This window comes from Bartonella sp. AP21QHHD (genome assembly GCF_042196205.1).
Taxonomy (GTDB): Bacteria; Pseudomonadota; Alphaproteobacteria; order Rhizobiales; family Rhizobiaceae; genus Bartonella.
In genome coordinates this window covers 108,079-127,745 of record NZ_JBHIPT010000023.1, presented here as the reverse complement: position 1 = coordinate 127,745, position 19,667 = coordinate 108,079, and the positions used below count along the sequence as shown (strand labels likewise).

Below are 19,667 nucleotides of genomic sequence, written 5' to 3'. Positions count from 1 at the left end.
AATTTACGCATTAAACCAATCGACTTTGTTCTACAGCGGCTTCAATAAAAGAAGAAAAAAGAGGATGTGGATCAAAAGGACGTGATTTTAATTCTGGATGATATTGAACACCAATAAACCATGGATGATCTACATATTCTATCGTTTCTGGTAAAATACCATCAGGAGACATCCCAGAAAAAATCAAACCACACTGTTCTAACTTATCCTTATAATCAATATTGACCTCATAACGATGACGATGTCGCTCGACAATCTTGGTCATCCCATAAATTTGAGCAATATGACTCTCTTCTTTTAATTCAGCAGCAAAAGCACCAAGGCGCATTGAACCGCCGAGATCACCATTTCTTGTACGTTTTTCAAGAACATCTCCTTTAAGCCATTCTGTCATTAAACCTACAATTGGATTGTCTGTTTCGCAAAACTCACTTGATGAAGCATTCTCAATCTGTGCAATATTGCGCGCAGCTTCTATACAAGCTAATTGCATCCCAAAACAAATCCCTAAAAATGGAACTTTACGCTCTCGCGCAAATTGAATTGCTCGAATCTTCCCTTCTGCCCCTCGTGCCCCAAAAGCACCTGGAACCAAAATTCCATGGGCTTTTTGTAAAGCTGAAACAGAATCTTCTTTTTCAAAAAGCTCCGAATCAATCCACTCAATATTAACCTTCACTCTATTCGCTAAACCACCATGCGCAATCGCTTCAATAAGAGATTTATAAGCATCCTTTAAGCCCGTATATTTTCCCACAACAGCAATCGTAACTTCTCCTTCAGGATGGTGAATACGATGCGTAATATCTTCCCAACGATCCATCTTGGGGGAAGGTGCCGAATCGATTCCAAAAGCGCAAAGAACTTCAGAGTCCAAACCCTCCTTATGGTATGCCATAGGAACATCATAAATTGTTGGCATATCTAATGCCTGAATGACTGCATTGGAGCGAACATTGCAAAAAAGTGATAATTTGCACCGTTCTGTTTCTGGAATAGATCGATCTGCACGTACAAGCAAAATATCAGGAGAAATACCAACTGCTTGCAATTCTTTGACAGAATGTTGTGTTGGTTTCGTTTTTAATTCACCTGCTGAAGGAATATAAGGCATTAATGTGAGATGGACATAAACGACATTTTGTCTCGGTAGCTCATTGCGAAGCTGACGAATCGCTTCTAGAAAAGGCATTGCTTCAATATCACCAACCGTTCCACCTATCTCACACAAAACAAAATCAAATTCTTCATTTCCCATCGTAATGAATCTCTTAATTTCATCTGTAACATGAGGAATAACTTGGACTGTTGCCCCCAAATAATCACCACGCCGCTCTCGTTCAATGATATTGCGATAAATACGCCCTGTTGTAATATTATCTTGGCTATTTGCAGAACGCCCAGTAAAACGCTCATAATGACCAAGATCAAGATCCGTTTCTGCACCATCATCGGTCACAAATACTTCACCATGTTGATAAGGCGACATCGTACCTGGATCAACATTTAAATAAGGATCAAGTTTGCGAAGACGTACGCGATAGCCACGAGCCTGTAATAACGCTGCTAACGCCGCCGCTGCGATGCCTTTTCCAAGGGAAGAAACCACACCACCAGTAATAAAAACATAACGTGCCATGGGCTTATGGTGATAAGCAATTTATAATGATTTTTCCAGCAAAAAATGCAAAAAGAAACAATTTTTCTTCTAAAATAAAAAAGGCGAAAAAAATCACCTTTTTTAAAAAGTCTATGTTTTCTTAAAAAACTATTTTGTACTGTTATCGGGAACTGTATTTTCAAGAACCTGAGGAACTGGACTTTCTGCTTCAGGATTTGTGGACTGTTTCTGTTCCTGCGAAGAATTCGAAGTGCCTCCTAGCTGTTCAAGAATAGAAGGGGAAGACTCACCATCTGACGATGGGACTGATCCTGAGTCTTTATTGGTAGAATTCTGTTCTGAATTAACCGGTATACGCTTTAAGATATCAGAACTAGAATTTGATATATTACTCACCACGGTAAGTCCAATAGACACAACAAAAAAACAACAGGCTAAAATAGCAGTCAAACGTGTTAAAGGGTTTCGAGATCCACGAGTTTTCATCAACCCTGAGCTATTACTCACACCTAGCCCACCACCTTCTGAAGGTTGAATTAATATAACACCAACCAAAGTAATCACAATCAAAAAATGAATAACTATAAGTACTGTTTGCATAAACCCTGCTCTTCAAATAACTCTTTAATAGCTATTTACACATAAATAACGCACAATCCAAGGGGAAACTCAAATTTCTCTGCTATAGTTTACGACAAACATCGCAAATAGTTAAAAAATCAATCGCTTTTAAGCTTGCTCCACCTATCAAAGCACCATTAACATGAGCAATGCTTAAAAGCTCAAATGCATTGGATGGTTTTACGGATCCACCATAAAGCAAACGTATCTTATTGCCTTCATCACCAAAACGAGAGCGCACCCTATCACGAATGAAATGATGTACTTTTGCAATATCTTCTGGAGTCGCTGTATTGCCGGTGCCTATTGCCCAAACTGGTTCATAAGCGATAATGGTATTCTCTGCTGTTGCATCATCTGGGAGAGATTCTTCAAGCTGCTGCGTGAGAATATCCAGTACTTTATTATTATTACGCTCCTCCAATGTTTCACCAATACATACAAGAGCCACAAGACCTGCTCGCCACGCAGCTTGCACTTTGGCACAGACAATCGCATCATTTTCCTGGTACACTGTACGACGTTCTGAATGCCCAATAATAACATGACTTGCTCCCACTTCTTTAAGCATAAAAGCTGAAATATCTCCAGTATAAGGACCATGATCATCAAAGTGACAATTTTGTCCTCCTAAAAGGAGATTTTCACCATTCAGCGTATTAGAAGCACGCGATAAAAGCGTTGCTGGAACACAAATTAGGGCTTCAAATAGATGACCTAGATCAGAGCTAACGCCTGTAGCAATAGCACGCAACTCTCCAAGCGATTCACTCGTTCCATTCATTTTCCAATTTCCAGCAAGAAAAGGCCGAATATTTTGAGACATATTTTCACCTCAAGAGCTTTTACAATACATTGTTTATCTGTAGTTACCAAATTATAAAATGAAAGCAAGTCTTTAAAGCTTGCATCTTTCATCTCTTTATTGCAAATTCCATTACAGCTTTGATAATAACTCACATTAAAAATGGACTTGAACAATGCTTGACATCATAAGAAATGCTACAAATTCTTGGATTTTTAGAATTTTCCTTGCTATTTTACTCTTATGCTTCATTCTTTTATGGGGGGTACCGCAGTTACACAAAAAAAGTGAAAGAGATCTTATTACTTCTGGAAAGTCCACAGTAACTGTCGATGATTATCGTCTTGCACTCGCCGATCAAAGCGCACGTTTAGCATATGCTGCTCATCTTGGACGAATGTTTACAACAAATGAAATGCAGCAATACCAAATTCCTGCTTTTGTATTTAATCAATTACAACAAAATGTACTGCTTGATGAACAAGCACGTAAAATGAAAATAAGTCTTTCAAAAGATACAATAGCTCATACGATTGGTTCTGATAAGATGTTCCAGGTAAATGGCACTTTTGATAAAAACTTGTTTTATAACTATCTTCAGCATTTACGTATTAGTGAAAGTGCTTTTCTTAATTATTACACCAAACAAGAAAAGCGTAATCAGCTTATTGCTGCTTTACTTTCTGATATGAAGGCACCAAATCTCTTTTATAAAGCACTTGCTCTTTATCAAGGAGAAATGCGTATTGCTGATTATCTCGTTATTGATCTAAAAGAAAAGAAAACAATTGCTGATCCTGATTACGAAACATTACAAAAATGGTTTGAAACACATCAAAGTCAATTTCGTGCTCCAGAATACCGTACTGTCTCTTTGCTATCTATGGAACTTAATGATTTTGTAAAACCTAAAGATATCTCAACAGATGAGGCGAAAGCCTATTATACACAAAATGCTTCACGTTTTGTAACGCCTGAAAAGCGTACATTCGAAGAACTGCGATTCCCCTCACGCGAAGAAGCCGATAATGCAGCAAAAAAAATAGCTGATGGATTGAGTTTTGATGAACTGGTAAAAGCTGAAAAAAAGACTCTTAATGACATAAAAAAAGGTCCTCTCGCAGAAAACGAACTTCCTAATCATCTGACATCTGAAATTTTTGAACTTCAACAAGGCCAAGTCAGTCCTGTGATAAATGACTTACAGGGACCTGTTCTCATTCGCGTTACGCATATTGAACCTTCAAGCTCTCTTCCTTTTGAAAGTGTAGAAGAAAATATTCGCCAAATACTTGCCAAAAATCGTGCTACTGATGATATCCGTAACAATTATGCTGCCATTGAAAATGCTCGTTTTGAGGGTGCTTCTCTCAAAGAGTTAGCTGACCAATACAAGTTATCTTTGCGCACAATTACTATTGATAAAACGGGAAAAACGCTTGAAGGTGCAATACTCACGGATTTGCCTCAAAAAGATATTTTACTGAATGCCATCTATCAATCAAACGAAGGAGTCGATCTTGATCCTCTCTCTTTTCAAAATGGTGGATATCTCTGGTACAAGGTCGATAAAATTATTCCTTCCCGTGATAAGACACTTGAAGAGGCTAAGCTAGATGTTCTTTCTCAATGGAAAGATGAGGAAATCCAACGTCTTCTTGATGAAAAAGCCCAAAATGCTCTCAAACAGCTCACGGAAGGAAAAAGTCTTGTTGCTCTTGCTCATACCCTTGGTGTTACAAAACAAACAACACCAACCCTCCGGCGTCAAGACTCATCTGAAACCCTTGGCGTTGAAGGCATTAAAGCATTATTTTCCGCTCCCAAAGGTCATTATGGCATCATAAAAGGTCCGGTTGCAACAAACCGCATCATTTATCAAATAAAGACTGTAACCATGCCTAAAGATATCACGTCTCATAATCTTTCAACTGAGGTCCGCGCCAATATAGATATGATGATAAGAGAAGATCTCAAGCTAGAAATGCTACAAGTTGCCAATAAAGAACATCCTTTGGAAATTAATAGCACAAATTATAATCAGATCTTTAACGCTCTCCAATAAAAAGATTGTGCATAATTTTAAGAACTTATTGATAAAGTTTTCATCAGCTCTTCGTCTATAGTTGAAGAGGTAAGACGGATTTCTTGTCTGCATATCTTAGGATCAGCGTTTGTATAATGATTCATTTTCTCGCAAAACAGTGCATGTATGGATTTGCGAGAAAATAGTCAATGGAATGTAGAATCGTTTTTGCAATGCATTAAAAAACATTATCCATCCAAAGGTCGTAAAGGTTGCCGCCCATTAAGCTATAAACATCATCCCTATCGTCATTCATTCATAGCTCATTATATTGCTACTCTTAATATTCATTCATAGGGAGCGTATTGCTTCTTCCTTAAATGATTTCATTTACACATCCAACTTATAATAGATAAAAAAACTATTTTTAAAATTCATTATAAAAATGGAGAAATCTTTTTCTATTCAAGACTCTCATTCAATATAAGAAAAAACGTATTATCATTATAAATCAATATATTCATCAATCATAACAGTCATCAATTATGATGTTATAATTTCTCAAAAATAAGAGTTTTTTATAGACTTATAGACTGCTAAGATAACTTCTCTCATAAAATAGAAATTTCATTTCATTTGCAAATGAGATACAATCAATACATTCAGAGTACTTAAAAGTTCTTCTTCAAACAAACCAATGTATTAAGATTTATCTCATGTTTTTCTTTCTCTGCATCTCACCCATCCAATACTCTGAATAAAACATATTACTGATGAAGAAATACAGCGTATTTTCAAGATCATAAAATTTCTTATTCTTTTGCGTTCATAACAACCAAAACATCAACATTTTTTATAACAAAAAAATGGTTTGGAATCACAATAGCTCCTTTTATCTTCATATGAAAAAATCAGTCTACATGTTACGCATTCCAACGTAGTAATATTTTTTTACAATATCTTTGGAAAATTGCCGCTTATTGCTGCCCTTGTTATCAACCAATAGCGATACATCAATGGCAAAGTTGCACTCTCTTGAAAAATTGCTGCCCCCAGCTGTATAGCTTTTTGAAGAGAAGCTGGTACAATGACCAATGGAAGAAAAGCTGGCTTAAGAACTCTAGGTAAAGTACAAGAATACTCGTAAAATTGGGTATAATGATCGCGCGATAATGCTACCATAGCTTCAACAATACAACCCTTTTGTTGATCGCTGAGACGATGAGATTCCAAATCTTCCCTATTCACTCCTACAGCCTTTAATATATCAGTGGGTAAATAATATTGATATCGTGATTGCATGAATGATAAAAGACGCAATACACCGCTTAATCCTTGAGAAATCCCTCCATGTTCATAGATATCTGTAAACTCTTGTGCAGTTTCAGGATCTAATATCTGACAAGAAAGCTGTAAAATTATGCCTGCTGTCTCACCACAATAATGCTCTAGATCATGAAGTGTTTCTATTGGATTGTGATAAAGATCTAAAATTTGCGCATCACAATAACGTAAAAAAGCTGTCTTAGGTAAATTAAAAAGAGTGATTGCTTTTAATAAATCATTCAAAATCGGATTGTTTCCACTCGTTTGCATTTCACCATGAGCAATAGCATCATACCACCAACGTAACCGTATTTCTCCTATGAGTGGGTCATGTACACTTTCGCGGATACGAGAAACTTCAGCATTAAATACATAAAGAGCAGCCAATGCTTGGCGCTTTTTTTTAGGTGCAAATAAAACCGATATATAGCGATCACGATCTATGGTACGTAAAATATCAAGACAATAAGGAAGAGAGCCTATCATTCTATGAACCTATTAACGTCCCTTTTTTAGCAATTAAATTAATACCCTCTTTTTATTCATATTAAAAAATGAAGGATAAGCAAATACAGTTCAGAAAATAAGATTTTTAAATGTGTCTCTTAACTGTATTATGAATTAAAATTTCTTTTCTAATCCCTTTTCGTTTTAGAAAGAAAAAAATTAAATAAATAATTTTTCTGATAAAACTTATCTTATCGGACTTCAAGTTTTCATTTGCAATAAAAAAGCTAAAAACCAATCGTAACATGCATAGTAAAACTTGAACAACAAACAATGCAAGACACTTTTTCAGTGGATAGATGACAATGTTATTTTATAAAAAATGCACTGATCACAAAAACTTCATCAAATCATTGACCTCCTCCCCATCCTAAAAGACAAAGGTTCTTACCAACACCAATTTCTAAAAAATCCAATTGCTCTCGGTACGTTTCTGTTACTATAAACGCATTGATTTATAATGATAATTTTGTGTTTTGTATGTTAAATTAGAATCCCAAATATCGTAGATATGCTTTCATTTCAAACCAATTCCATGTTACATCAATAAAAACTATTCCCTTGCACGTCACAAGCGGAACTGGCTTGTAGGTAAAACTGTATAAGAAAGAATTAAAATGCCTCTTATGAACCGTCTTAAGTGCCAAGAGCTGATCACTCATGTGATTCATTAGGAACTATGAGCAAACTTTGTCCTGAATACTTGCTGCTGTATTTAAAAACACTTAATGTGTTAAGTTATGTATATTCTATACCCTTATATCACCGCCTTAAACGACAGTATTTTACAGCGCAGAAAATAATCACACAAGTCTTTCATGCTAGACCAGAGCCTTTGTTTTATTAAACAATACTCTATTCTACCGCAAATAATAACGCTGCAACAGCGCGATCTTCAGCCAATAAAACATTAAATGTACGCACCGCCGCTCCCGTACTCATTGTATCTGATGAAATACGTTTTTCCCATAAAAGCACCCGTAACTCTTCAGGTAATCGTAATAATTCAATTCCAGTACCTATTAATAAAACTTCGATTTCAGAAGCTTCTTCTAAAATACGAGATATATCCCCTTGAGTGGGAACAGGCCCTGCCATCTCAATGCCATAAATACCTGATGGTACACAAATAATAGAACCTCTATGAGACATATCAGCAAAACGAAACCCACCATTTCCATAAGCATCAATAGGTGCGCGACTTGGAAAATGTGCTTCACGAATTTGAATTGCATCGAACATGAATATGCACCTTTTATTTTTGAATAATCCAATTGTCTTTGCTTCTTCTCACCATAAAAATTAAAGTAAGGCTGATATAAACATTGATATGTTAAACATAGCCTAGTATTGAAGTGAAAATTTTTATATAATGCCCTAATCTTCTCATACAACAAATATATGAAAATTTGGGAATAAACCGCTGTAAAATGCTATACCTGCTTAAATAAATCTATCTTTTAAAAAGTTTCCTCAGCTTATTTACTCACAAATTGCTTTTTATAAAAACAATGATCTTGTTTAAAAAACAGAAAAAAATTGCGTAATATTCTATAAATAAAACAACTATTTTAATAATCTAAAGAAAACAAAAACTCCATTTTCTGTAGCCACTATAAAAGCCTCTTTTTCAATGAAATTGTCTTGATCTTGCCAAGCTTTTTATAAAAATGCTTAAAAAATGTAATAAACTGCCATTACACCTTAAGATGCATTTTCCTTTGATATAGCTTTTTTCTCTTTAGAGATACTCATATCTTCTTTCGTTGTCGTTTTAGATTTAGACTTTTGTGGTCTTTTTGCTTTAGCATTAAGTTTTGATTTTTTTTCTGCAACCGGCTCACCTTTAACGCGCACATCAGCTAATGTTGAGCGAATAACACGAATATTCATACTCTCACCAATTTCAACCTCTAATTCACCACTCTCGTCGTGAACCTTCGTAACCTTGCCGATAATACCACCACCCGTTATAACTGTATCACCACGACGTACTGCATTAAGCATTTCTTGGCGTTTTTTCATTTGGGCACGCTGTGGACGAATCATAAAAAAATACATAATTGCAAAAATTAAAATGAATGGGACAGCGCTAGCAAATGAAATTCCACCGGAAACATCGCCTGCAACTTGAGCATAAGCGTTCGTAATAAACATTTTTATCTCCTATAGTTAAACCTCAGGTATTTCCCACTCTATTAAAATGAAATTCCGATACAGAAAAAATTCCTAAAGAATTTATCATAAAAAGCAATAACGACATAATCTAATCACAGCTTTACAAAAATACAATAAATCCTTAAGAGGCAGAATACCAAAATACAATGAGAAAAATCTTAAAAAATAGATTCACTTTCCCCTATTGTATATCCTACAATACAAATCTTTTCACTAACTCAATAAATTATACAAGATAATTTTTCTAATGAACAAACTTAATTTATATAGATAATTTATCGTTTTTGATATCAAATGACAGATCTAAATACAATAAAACGCTCTCATTTCAAACCTTCTGAATTAATCAAAACGATTTTCTTGCACGTCACACATATTAAATGAGCCTGTAGATAAAAACTTTTTAAGAAAGGCGTGAAAATATCTTTTTCATGCTTCTCTCAAATGCAAGAGCAATTGAAACACTCAAAGCTGACAAATAGTATGATACTATTGTCTTACACTTTCATAAATACAAAAATGGTAATATTTACCGACCCCAACGAACTACTTTTCTAAAACCAATGATTTTTTGCTGTAATGTCATTGATTTAAGAAAATCAATTATTTTTCATGAATTTTCTATAAACTGTAAGACTATTCAAATGTAAACGTCATCAATAAATTAGTTTTCTAAATATTTAAGGGGATCAACAGGTAATGAATTCTTACGCATCTCAAAATAGACACGTGGCGTTTTAACATTTCCTGAAACACCAGATTTAGCAATCTCATCACCGCGCCTTATCCTTTGTCCTTTGTTAACAACAAGCTTACTATTACATCCATAAATAGTGATAATATCATTTTCATGTCGAATCATCACAACATTACCAAGCTCTTTTAGTCCATCTCCCGCATAAATAACCACACCATTTTCTGCCGCCTTTACCGAAGACCCTTCAGGCACTGCAATATCTATTCCTCGATTCATTACTGTTCCCTTTTTTTGACCGAACTGGCTTAATAAACGCCCTCGTACTGGCCAACGCATCTTAGAAATTCCTGTGGCTTGCGGAGTCGTCATATTATCTGTATTCGTAACAGTACTTGACAAACCAGTCTCATGTTTCAATTGCGTCATCTGTTTAGAAAAATTTTTCTCAGAACTTGATTTGTTCATCTTTGCAGAGGGTGGCGTTGTTACAGGAGCTTTATATATAGGAGAGGACTTCTTGTTTTTTATAGAGGACATCACAGATTGGGATGCAGATTCTGTTGTTGACACTGCCCAATCGTTATTATTGTGTGCATTTGAAGCTGCTAATGTACGCCTGCTTGGAACAACAAGGACCTGACCGATATAAATGGAATTGCTGTTTATACCATTTGCTAATTTTAATGCCTCAACACTAACCCCTACTTGTCGTGCAATACTGAGCAGTGTATCTCCACTCTGGACAATATAAGAATTCCGCCGAAAAATAGGAGATTTATCCATTTGTGAACGAGAAAGTGTTCCAAGATTACGTGGAGGGGAGCCCATAACGCGACCATCAGAAGAAGTTATCCTATCTTGATGTGGAAAATTATAGGGGGAATTATCATCTCCCCACGAATCATCGCTTGATTCCACAGGTGGCAATTCAGTGCTTTGTATCATACCACTACCGTATGATAGCATTCGCGGGTCTGTATACATAGTGCTTGATATATTTGATTGAGATGATACCGTACGATGAGAGAACGTATTGGAAAAACGCTGTGTACCAGAACTACAACCAGCAACAATAGTTACCACCGCTAACAAAGTTATTCTCTGAAAATTATGCTGGAAAATATTATCCAAAGCTTTTAGACACATCGTTTTGCTCACTCATCAATAATCAACTCACTCCATTAAAGCTTTTTTAAATTACCGAAGAGTTAAAATGAGATGTTTTATTCATAAATATCTTTATATAAGATCAAAATGAATTTAACGTAGACAATTCGCAGAAACTTCTTAGCTTTTAAAAATTAAAGTATCTCCGCAATGCCTTTAATAAAAGGTTGGTAACGCACTTGGAACAGTTCTAAACACTCAAATCGACTACCAATTTTTGTATAGCGCGTCACCGTTTGTACCCCTTCGTCAGGTCCTATCGCCTGAATGAGAATTCCATTTTCAGCTAAAAGTTCTAAAAATTCCTTTGGTTCATCAAAACGTGATGGCCAAATAAGAATGCGATCAAATGATCCTAAGCCTGTCACGCTATGACTTCCATCAATCTGCCTTATAACAATATTTTCAATTCCTAAAGTTTGAAATTTTTGGCGTGCTAAATCAACAAGCGTTTTATAACGATCAATCGTTGTCACACGGTCACTCAGACATGCCATAAGAGCAGTACAAAAACCAGATCCTGTACCAATTTCTAAGACACGATGCCTTTTTTTCAACGATAATGCCGAAAGAATTAAGAGTTGTTCTTCCAAACGTTCCATATATTCACCACACTCAAGGGGAATAACTTTATTATCATAAGCACTATTGAACCAAGGAGCAGCAACAAACTGTTGACGCGGAATTTTCTCTAATACCGAAAAAAATCGCACGTCATCAATGCCTTTGCTACGCATTTTCAGTACAAGAGCGGCTAACTCCTCACGAAATTGTAAAATACCCTTTTGCCCCATAGTATCATTCAATCTCCAATGGAGGTGCACTTTTATCATACTGACAAACTGCTTCTTTTAAAATGGCAAAAACTTGCGTCTGTGTATCATCACCTCTTGGCAATAAACGCATATTGTCTCTCCTTTCGTAAAATTAAGCAGTAATACAGCGCATGCCTCCCATATAAGGTTGTAAAACATCTGGAATAATAATTGATCCATCAGCCTGTTGATAATTTTCAAGTACGGCAATAAGACAACGTCCAACAGCCGTACCAGAACCATTAAGGCTATGAACAAAATGCAATTTTTTATCGCCTTCTTTACGATAGCGCGCATTCATACGGCGACCTTGAAAATCTCCACAAACTGAACAGCTAGAAATTTCACGATAACATTCTTGACCAGGAAGCCAAACCTCGATGTCATAGGTTTTACGCGCTGCAAACCCCATATCACCCGTAGAAAGAACCACTGTGCGAAAAGGCAAACCAAGCCGCTTTAATATATCTTCTGCACATTCCGTCATACGTTCTAATTCAATTAAAGACTGCTCTTCACTGGTAATCGAGACCATTTCAACTTTCCAAAATTGATGCTGACGCAACATACCGCGCGTATCACGACCGGCTGCTCCCGCCTCTGAACGAAAACAGGGAGATAAAGAAGAAAATCGCAGTGGTAAATCTGATATTTCAAGAATTTCATCGTTGACCAAATTGGTTAATGGCACTTCTGCTGTGGAAATAAGCCATCGACCATCTGTTGTACGAAAAAGGTCTTCAGCAAATTTCGGTAATTGTGCTGCTCCGTAAACAATCTCATCACGAACAAGAAGAGGTATTGAGACTTCTGTGTAACCATTCTCATTGACATGCACATCAAGCATAAACTGGCCTAATGCTCGTTCTAGCCGTGCTAATGCCCCTGAAAGTACTGTAAAACGTGTTCCAGACAAACGACTAGCTCGTTCAAAATTCATCTGTTTGAGATCTTGACCAAGATCAAAATGTTCCTTTGGTGTAAAATTAAATGTTGGAGGTGTACCAAAATGTCGAATGACGACATTATCACTTTCATCTTTACCTTCTGGAACATCATCTAATGGAATATTTGGAAGTGCTGAAAGAAGTTTCTCAAGACTCTCCGTCAGCTGTTTTTCTTCCACTGTTGCAGAGGAAAGAAAAGCTTTAATCTCTTCAACTTCAGCCCTAAGACGTTCAGCCATTTGCTGATCCGATACCGCTAAAGCCTGTCCTATTTCCTTTGAAACAGCATTGCGACGTTCCTGCGCCAATTGCACCTTAGCAATATACGACCGACGTGCAAGATCAAGTTGTATTAACCTTTCAGCTTGTGGCTCAAGACCTCTACTTACGAGTGCTTTATCTAATTTCTCAGGATTGTCACGAATCCACTTAATATCAAGCATAAAAATTCCTCATTTATATTGTTTTTATTCATTCCTTATCGCATAAGATTATACACTTTTCTTAAGCGGATTTTCTTCTCTTTTCTATACTGTAAGCAATTAAAATTGAAATCTCGTAAAGTGCTATCGTTGGTAAAGCCACTGCAAACATCGTAAAAAAATCCGACGGCGTTATGATTGCCGCTATGATAAAAGAGAGCAAAATAGCCCATTTTCGTTTAGACGCCAAATCATGAGATGTTACAAATCCAATTTTTGTTAAAAGACTGATGACAAGAGGTAATTGAAAAATCAAACCAAAAATTAGGATAAACGATGTCATAAAGCCCAAATAATCAGAAATACGCACTATAAACTCTATTTTTAAATGAACATCTGGAAGAAATTGTTGAGAAAGGCTAAACCATAGTATTATTGGCGCTAATAGACCATAAACAAACGCTCCCCCAATACAAAATAAAATAGGCCCCCCAATGAGAAATGGTAAAAAAGCCATACGCTCATTTTTATAAAGCCCTGGTGCAATAAAACTATAAAACTGAAAAGCCGTATAGGGAAAAGATAAAATAATTCCCCCAAAAACAGAAAGCTTCATCTTCGTTAAAAAAGTTTCCCATACTTGCGTTGATTGTAAACGAATCCCCTCAGGATTACCCTCTGCTATTTTCATTGCCCACTGATATGGCCATAGTAAAAAATTTAAAATATAATCTTTAACAAGAAAACACATCATAAAAGCGATCATAAATGCAACCAAGGCAGAAATAATTCGCTGACGAAGTTCAATTAAATGTTCTAAAAGTGGAGCCATATTAGCATCAACTTCATCTTTCTTAACATTCATGACATATCTTCTTTATCTTTAGAAGCAATAGATACTGTCGTATCTTTATTGGTTACGTTTTGATCGCATTCCAAAATTTCTTTATCTTTTTTTGATTTATGGTGTGTTGCCTTAACATCCAAATTATCGTGGATATCTTCTAATGTATTTTGAATGGGATCAAAAGTCTCTGTCAACTTCTTGCTTGAATCGCTAATATCCGAACATACTTTTTGCAAATTATCGCGCTCGATTTGTTTTATTACATCATCAAACTGATGACGAAGTTCATTTGCTGTTGAATACACATACGCTCTTATCTTTGCTACTGTCTTTAATATTTTAGGTAAATCTTTTGGTCCAACGACAATGATGAGAACAAGTAAGATTACGATAAACTCTGGTCCGTCAATCCCAAACATCTCTTAATTCGACTTTCTCATCAAAAAATATTGCACAATGATGATTGCGTTTTTGTTACTGTTTTTTAGCAACAGATGTTTTGCTTTTTTTAGAAGCAGAAGAAACCTTTCTGCGCGCTGTTGCATGTTTTACCGATAACGGCTGAGATTGTTGAGATTCTACATCAATCATTTGGGAAGTAGGAGCCATTTCAACTTTATCCTCAATGCTATCATCTTCTTCTTTCATATTTTTTTTGAAGGCTTTAATTCCTTTAGCAACATCGCCCATTAATTCAGAAATTTTACCGCGACCGAAAAGCACAAAGATAATCAATAAAATTATAATTAAATGCGTTGGTGAAAAAATATTACCCATTATTCTCTCTAACTTTATGCTTTTAAATTTGATTTCATTTATTCATGCTTCCTCTGAAGGAGGTATCAAATATAATATCTTACTTATATATTTTCTTCTTAACTTAAAAGCAATTACACGCTTTTATTGCAAAAAGAACTTTTTATCCTCTCATCCTTTTTTAGCGTATTATAACACAAACCATTCAAAAATGATAAACCACTTCATACAAAGTTCAAAACACTTAAAAACTTTTCTAAAATAACTTCATCTGATCTCTTAGGTTACTCATCTTCCTGTAAATACTATAGCCAATGTCTTTCCTTTTAAACAATGTTGTACGTATCATTACAAACATTTCCGCCAAATTATCCTTTACTGATAAAAATCATAACATGCTGTAAAACATTTTACGTATTCAATTAAAAAAATCAGAAAGAAAAATCTCTAAAAAACTTTCTTAACACATCATCAGTCTCTTCAAAAACGATCATCTTACGCACAACATTTACTCTTTGCGTTGGGGTGGGAATTTTATCATCCATTATTCCATATACAATACGAAATATGAGCCATCATCGTATTCAATTAAATATCTGGCGTGTAAATAAAAACTATTAGCGGAAAGAGTAAAAATGCACTTTATGAACCAACTCAAGTGCCAAGAGGTATGGCAATACTGCTAAAAAATAAAAAAGGTACCAGCTTGTGCCTTTATTTAGTAAAATACCTCCATATAACCAGCTCTCTAAGCCACTGTATGCTCTAACTATTACAAGTCTCCGGATTCTGGGCATGCGTTCTCATAATATCATGTGTTTAACCTATCTCAGTATTGAAAACAGAATGGGCATGAATAGAAAATTACATTCAATCAAAAGCATGGTATCGAAGCATAATCCATATAAAAAGAATTTCTTATCCTAGCCTTTTTTATAAGATTACCTCATAAAGCCGCTCGATAATACAGTGTTAGAGATAGATAAACCTATTTACTTTAGTTTAAAATTCCTCATTTTGATTGAGATAGCTTGCAGAGCACATATCAATTTTCAAAAGTTTTATTTTAGCATCATACACAATAACCTAGCTATTTAGCGTGTATAATGTAAAGCTTTGGCTCCGCTTAAAGCAATGAAATTCATTCACACTTTTACAAAAATCTATCACTATAACACCAGCACTTTATTGCTCTATCCATAATTTTACGCTTGCTAAAAAACTTATAAATGTAACAATGTTTTTATCAAGCATTTGAAATTCTTTAATCTTTAAACAAGCAAATTGATGAATGAATTTGAAAGATACCCTTCAATTTTCAACAAACTTCACTAATATTCTCGTTAATTGAGTGTTTTTTATAGTCTTCCTAGAAGAGTCCGCGATCATAAAAAATTTCTCTTACAACATAAATATCTCTATTGAAATGTTTGATCTCTTCTTGTCTATCTTTCATATAAAAAAATTAAAATTTTAATGATTAATCTCATTATATAAAAATAGCTCTGTGAATAAATGCTCTGATGACATTAATATTTTTTCTGTAGTGTATAATGTGGGAGTGAGGGTATTGTTTGATTTCTACAAGAGTATTTTTATGGATATCAATTCTATTATTCTATGCTAATAATCCGGTACAGTTATACATATGATAGAGTTTACTCCATGAATTATCGGCATATTTATCATGCTGGCAATTTTGCTGATGTTTTTAAACACATTATTGTCACTCGCATTGTAGAATATCTCAAACGCAAAGAAAAAGCTTTTCGCGTTATAGATACGCATGCTGGAATCGGTATTTATGACCTTTCTTCTTTAGAAGCACATAAAACAGGAGAGTGTCGCGAAGGTGTCCAACGACTTTTTTCAACTCCTATCCCAGAAGATTTAAGAACACTCCTTTGTCCATGGTGTGATATCATTGATGCCCTCAATAAAGGGGAAAAAGAAATTGTATTTTATCCTGGATCTCCTGTTCTTATTCGTCAATTATTACGGAAACAAGATCGCCTCACCGCAATAGAATTGCACAATGAAGATTATCATATTTTAGCAAAAAACTTTGCAGGAGATTATCAAACAAAAGTTCTGCATTTAGATGGTTGGCTTTCCTTAAATGCTCATGTACCACCAAAAGAAAAACGTGGGTTTATCCTTGTTGACCCTCCCTTTGAAAAAACTGGAGAGTTTTCCCGCCTTATTGATGGATTAACGAAAGCCTATCGTCGCTTTTCTGGAGGAATCTACGCTTTATGGTATCCTGTTAAATATGACAAAGAAATTGAAAGTTTTCTTCACGCGCTTTATCAAACCGGAATTCCTAAGATTCTACAGCTTGAAATGCGTATCCGAAAAAGTTCAAGTCCACCGACAATGAATGGAAGTGGTATGATTATTATTAACCCTCCCTACCTTTTGGAAGAAGAAATGAAAAAACTCAGCCCCTTTCTTATCAACCGTCTGGGACAAGATGAAAATGCCCAAATAACGCATAAGTGGCTTCAAAAAGAACATCTGTTATGTTAGATCTTTCTCTGATATTTTTTCTAAATCAAATATCATGTTGTAAAATACAAAGGCATTAAATGATAAAGTTCTTTGATTCTTTGGATAATACCAACATATTATAATGGTAAGCTAAGAACGATCAGCGTGAATTAATTTTTTTCCTTTTAGAAAGTCTATCCTCTTAATCATCATGGATTTCTTATTTCAATCATTTTAATGGATAAATTGGGCAAATTCATAAAGCTGTCTTAGAATAACAACTCTCATATTTTTTATGAAAGATCGGCTCTCTAAAATCATACTCTTATGTTATAAGATATTATTTATAGAAAAAAATTATAAAGACATAAATAATCATTATTTAATAAAAAAGAATATTTCATATATTAAACAAATAACATATTCGTAACAAACGGAATGGTCCTGAAAAATAATACAAATTGTCCGCAAAATGAACGGGAAAAACTTTCTTTTCTCTCTAATGTTACATGGCATAATGCCAATCAAAGCAATGAGAAAAATCAGTTCCAAGGTATCAAATTCATACAAGAGTTTGTTAGACACCTTCCGCATAAGCCAGGGGTTTACCGGATGATTGGTGAAAATGGTGATATTCTTTATGTTGGCAAAGCCCGTAATCTCAAAAAACGTGTTTCAAACTATACACGTGAACAAGGACACAATAATCGTATTACCCGCATGATTCGTGCAACATATCATATGGAATTTATCGTCACCCATACAGAAACAGAAGCACTCCTTTTAGAAGCCAATCTCATCAAAAGATTGCATCCACATTTTAATGTACTCCTGCGTGATGATAAAAGTTTCCCTTATATTATGATTACAGATGATCATCGAGTGCCTGCACTTTACAAACATCGTGGTGCTCGAACACGAAAAGCTCACTATTTTGGTCCTTTTGCTTCTGCTGGTGCAGTGACACAAACAGTTCATGTTTTACAACGCGCCTTTTTATTACGAACCTGTACTGATTCAGTTTTTGAAAACCGTACACGCCCCTGTTTGCTTTATCAAATTAAGCGATGTTCTGCACCTTGTACTCATGAAATTAGTGACAGTGATTATAAAGAACTGGTGAAAGGAGCAAAAGCGTTCCTTTCGGGAAAAGATCAATCTATTAAAAGCGATATGGTTCAAGCTATGCATAAAGCCGCAGAAAATCTTGATTTTGAACAAGCAGCTTCCTATCGTGACCGCTTATCAGCCCTTTCTCACATACAAAGCCATCAAGGTATTAATCCTCAAACGATAAAAGAAGCGGATGTATTTGCAATTGCGCAAAAAGAAGGAATGACCTGTATTCAAGTGTTCTTTTTTCGCATGGGGCAAAATTGGGGAAACCGTGCCTATTTTCCTAAAGCAGATCCCTCTTTTTCCCGCACTGAAATTTTAGCGAGTTTTCTTGCCCAATTTTACGATGATAAACCACTTCCCAAAAGCATCCTTTTATCTGAAGAAATTGAAGAAAAGGCACTTCTTACAGAAGCATTTAGTCTCAAAGCAAACCACAAAGTATCCCTCTCTTTACCCAAACAAGGTGAACGGAAAACTCTTGTTAATCGTGCCTATCTCAATGCTCATGAAGCACTTGAACATAAGCTTTCTGAAACAGCCACCCATACAAAATTGCTTCAAGGTCTTGCTAAAACATTCCAACTACCTTTTCCTCCACACCGGATAGAAGTCTATGACAATTCTCATATCATGGGAACAAATGCTGTAGGGGCTATGATTGTTGCTGGTCAAATGGGATTTATTAAAAATCAATATCGAAAATTCAACATTCGCTCAACAGATATCACGCCTGGCGATGATTTTGGCATGATGAAAGAAGTGATTAAACGAAGATTTTCACGCCTTATCAAAGAGCATGATCTGCCAAATAGAAGTCATAACATAAAAGATGATGATCTTTTTCCCATTTGGCCTGACCTTATCTTAATCGATGGTGGTGAAGGACAAATCAACAGCGTACATGCAATACTTGCTGAATTACAATTAAATGATCTCTTCACAGTTGTTGGAATCGCCAAAGGTGTTGACCGTCATGCGGGACGTGAACGATTTTTTATAAAAGGTATTCCCCCCTTTACACTTCCTCCACGTGATCCTATCCTCTATTTTTTGCAACGTCTGCGTGATGAAGCACACCGTTTTGCGATTGGAACTCATAGGATAAAACGAAAAAAAGCAACATTCAAAAACCCACTTGATGAAATCGAAAATATCGGTCCGACAAGAAAGCGTGCATTGCTTCATCATTTTGGAAGTGCCAAAGCTGTTGCTAGTGCCTCATTTGAAGATTTAAAAAAAGTTACGGGAATCTCTATGACAATTGCACAAAAAATTTATAACCATTTTCATGAAAAATAGGCTTGTTTCATAACCTTCGCCTTG

Annotated in this window: 15 protein-coding genes; 3 read left to right on the top strand and 12 right to left on the bottom strand. The window is 35.4% G+C overall.

All coding sequences use genetic code 11. The features are described from left to right. Window positions 1–10: 10 nt before the first annotated feature. From ACFIMC_RS02305 to tpiA, 3 genes are all read right to left on the bottom strand, one after another. On the bottom strand, window positions 11–1,639 hold the full coding sequence (locus ACFIMC_RS02305; RefSeq protein ID WP_375631768.1) for a CTP synthase: 1,629 nt from the start codon (window positions 1,637–1,639) through the stop codon (window positions 11–13). Window positions 1,640–1,768: 129 nt separating this feature from the next. Continuing rightward, window positions 1,769–2,221, bottom strand: a complete 453-nt coding sequence (secG, locus tag ACFIMC_RS02300; protein ID WP_375612906.1) for a preprotein translocase subunit SecG — start codon at window positions 2,219–2,221, stop codon at window positions 1,769–1,771. Window positions 2,222–2,303: 82 nt separating this feature from the next. Then, the gene (gene tpiA, locus ACFIMC_RS02295) at window positions 2,304–3,068 is read right to left on the bottom strand and encodes a triose-phosphate isomerase (protein WP_375672004.1); all 765 of its coding nucleotides are present in this window, start codon (window positions 3,066–3,068) and stop codon (window positions 2,304–2,306) included. A gap of 154 nt (window positions 3,069–3,222) precedes the next feature. Between tpiA and ACFIMC_RS02290 the strand changes: the two genes are divergently transcribed. Then, window positions 3,223–5,112, top strand: a complete 1,890-nt coding sequence (locus ACFIMC_RS02290) for a peptidyl-prolyl cis-trans isomerase (RefSeq protein ID WP_375612908.1) — start codon at window positions 3,223–3,225, stop codon at window positions 5,110–5,112. 912 nt (window positions 5,113–6,024) lie between these two features. On the opposite strand, the gene ACFIMC_RS02285 is transcribed toward ACFIMC_RS02290, so the two are convergent. From ACFIMC_RS02285 to tatA, 9 genes are all read right to left on the bottom strand, one after another. Beyond that, a complete protein-coding gene (locus tag ACFIMC_RS02285) occupies window positions 6,025–6,885 on the bottom strand; it encodes a phytoene/squalene synthase family protein (protein WP_375611260.1) in 861 nt (286 codons plus the stop codon). Window positions 6,886–7,761: 876 nt separating this feature from the next. Then, window positions 7,762–8,148, bottom strand: coding sequence for an Mth938-like domain-containing protein (locus ACFIMC_RS02280; RefSeq protein ID WP_375606262.1), 387 nt, complete (start codon window positions 8,146–8,148; stop codon window positions 7,762–7,764). 462 nt (window positions 8,149–8,610) lie between these two features. Next, window positions 8,611–9,063, bottom strand: coding sequence for a preprotein translocase subunit YajC (yajC, locus tag ACFIMC_RS02275; protein ID WP_375672005.1), 453 nt, complete (start codon window positions 9,061–9,063; stop codon window positions 8,611–8,613). A gap of 685 nt (window positions 9,064–9,748) precedes the next feature. Next, window positions 9,749–10,927 carry a peptidoglycan DD-metalloendopeptidase family protein gene (locus ACFIMC_RS02270; protein ID WP_375612911.1) on the bottom strand — a complete coding sequence of 393 codons (1,179 nt, stop codon included), beginning with the start codon at window positions 10,925–10,927 and terminating at the stop codon, window positions 9,749–9,751. 155 nt (window positions 10,928–11,082) lie between these two features. Next, window positions 11,083–11,742 (bottom strand): protein-L-isoaspartate(D-aspartate) O-methyltransferase, encoded by a 660-nt coding sequence (locus ACFIMC_RS02265; RefSeq protein ID WP_375672008.1) that lies wholly within the window; start codon window positions 11,740–11,742, stop codon window positions 11,083–11,085. Window positions 11,743–11,875: 133 nt separating this feature from the next. Beyond that, window positions 11,876–13,153 (bottom strand): serine--tRNA ligase, encoded by a 1,278-nt coding sequence (gene serS / locus ACFIMC_RS02260; protein ID WP_375612912.1) that lies wholly within the window; start codon window positions 13,151–13,153, stop codon window positions 11,876–11,878. A 61-nt stretch (window positions 13,154–13,214) separates the two neighbouring features. Beyond that, window positions 13,215–13,997 carry a twin-arginine translocase subunit TatC gene (gene tatC, locus ACFIMC_RS02255; RefSeq protein ID WP_375612913.1) on the bottom strand — a complete coding sequence of 261 codons (783 nt, stop codon included), beginning with the start codon at window positions 13,995–13,997 and terminating at the stop codon, window positions 13,215–13,217. After that, on the bottom strand, window positions 13,994–14,398 hold the full coding sequence (locus tag ACFIMC_RS02250) for a twin-arginine translocase subunit TatB (protein ID WP_375631753.1): 405 nt from the start codon (window positions 14,396–14,398) through the stop codon (window positions 13,994–13,996). The genes tatC and ACFIMC_RS02250 overlap by 4 nt, the downstream gene beginning before the upstream one ends. A gap of 55 nt (window positions 14,399–14,453) precedes the next feature. After that, window positions 14,454–14,756, bottom strand: coding sequence for a twin-arginine translocase TatA/TatE family subunit (gene tatA, locus ACFIMC_RS02245; RefSeq protein ID WP_375612915.1), 303 nt, complete (start codon window positions 14,754–14,756; stop codon window positions 14,454–14,456). 1,644 nt (window positions 14,757–16,400) lie between these two features. On the opposite strand from tatA, the gene ACFIMC_RS02240 reads away from it, so the two are divergent. Further along, window positions 16,401–17,264, top strand: a complete 864-nt coding sequence (locus ACFIMC_RS02240) for a 23S rRNA (adenine(2030)-N(6))-methyltransferase RlmJ (RefSeq protein WP_375612916.1) — start codon at window positions 16,401–16,403, stop codon at window positions 17,262–17,264. Window positions 17,265–17,663: 399 nt separating this feature from the next. Beyond that, window positions 17,664–19,643 carry an excinuclease ABC subunit UvrC gene (uvrC, locus tag ACFIMC_RS02235; protein WP_375638105.1) on the top strand — a complete coding sequence of 660 codons (1,980 nt, stop codon included), beginning with the start codon at window positions 17,664–17,666 and terminating at the stop codon, window positions 19,641–19,643. Window positions 19,644–19,667: the final 24 nt, after the last annotated feature.

Coding starts and splice junctions, on each gene's coding strand:
- tatC (WP_375612913.1), bottom strand. CDS start 13,997: ATGAATGTTAAGAAAGATGAAGTTGATGCTAATATGGCTCCACTTTTA.
- ACFIMC_RS02290 (WP_375612908.1), top strand. CDS start 3,223: ATGCTTGACATCATAAGAAATGCTACAAATTCTTGGATTTTTAGAATT.
- ACFIMC_RS02305 (WP_375631768.1), bottom strand. CDS start 1,639: ATGGCACGTTATGTTTTTATTACTGGTGGTGTGGTTTCTTCCCTTGGA.
- yajC (WP_375672005.1), bottom strand. CDS start 9,063: ATGTTTATTACGAACGCTTATGCTCAAGTTGCAGGCGATGTTTCCGGT.
- ACFIMC_RS02270 (WP_375612911.1), bottom strand. CDS start 10,927: ATGTGTCTAAAAGCTTTGGATAATATTTTCCAGCATAATTTTCAGAGA.
- tpiA (WP_375672004.1), bottom strand. CDS start 3,068: ATGTCTCAAAATATTCGGCCTTTTCTTGCTGGAAATTGGAAAATGAAT.
- ACFIMC_RS02250 (WP_375631753.1), bottom strand. CDS start 14,398: ATGTTTGGGATTGACGGACCAGAGTTTATCGTAATCTTACTTGTTCTC.
- ACFIMC_RS02265 (WP_375672008.1), bottom strand. CDS start 11,742: ATGGGGCAAAAGGGTATTTTACAATTTCGTGAGGAGTTAGCCGCTCTT.
- ACFIMC_RS02280 (WP_375606262.1), bottom strand. CDS start 8,148: ATGTTCGATGCAATTCAAATTCGTGAAGCACATTTTCCAAGTCGCGCA.
- uvrC (WP_375638105.1), top strand. CDS start 17,664: ATGGTCCTGAAAAATAATACAAATTGTCCGCAAAATGAACGGGAAAAA.
- ACFIMC_RS02240 (WP_375612916.1), top strand. CDS start 16,401: ATGAATTATCGGCATATTTATCATGCTGGCAATTTTGCTGATGTTTTT.
- tatA (WP_375612915.1), bottom strand. CDS start 14,756: ATGGGTAATATTTTTTCACCAACGCATTTAATTATAATTTTATTGATT.
- ACFIMC_RS02285 (WP_375611260.1), bottom strand. CDS start 6,885: ATGATAGGCTCTCTTCCTTATTGTCTTGATATTTTACGTACCATAGAT.
- serS (WP_375612912.1), bottom strand. CDS start 13,153: ATGCTTGATATTAAGTGGATTCGTGACAATCCTGAGAAATTAGATAAA.
- secG (WP_375612906.1), bottom strand. CDS start 2,221: ATGCAAACAGTACTTATAGTTATTCATTTTTTGATTGTGATTACTTTG.